Annotated in this window: 1 pseudogene; it reads right to left on the bottom strand. The window is 38.5% G+C overall.

Annotated elements, in window-relative coordinates:
* Positions 1–275: pseudogene (locus ADF62_RS08395) on the bottom strand (IS3 family transposase); the annotation flags it as partial.

Raw genomic sequence — 275 nt, 5'->3', positions numbered from 1 at the left:
GATTCTCTGCTTTCTTGCCAACCTCTCCTTGATATGAATAATACTTACGTTTACGACGAATTCGAGCACTTAAACCAAGAGCCTTCATCAGACATTGCACTCAGTAAAAATAACTTGAATCTCAGCTTTAAGCTCTTTATCTTTGTCAAGCCCACCCAGTCTCTTCACCTGATAGTAGTAAATTGAGCGAGCTAAACCATCCGTTTCAAGAAGTAAATCTAGTCGAAATCCTCTTGTGACTATTTCTCTAATTATCTCTGACTTTCTCGCTGTAA

Source organism: Streptococcus sp. 1004_SSPC (assembly GCF_001069025.1).
Taxonomy (GTDB): Bacteria; Bacillota; Bacilli; order Lactobacillales; family Streptococcaceae; genus Streptococcus; species Streptococcus vestibularis.
Note: the sequence above shows the minus strand (reverse complement) of the source record. Positions and strands in the feature narration are given on the sequence as shown.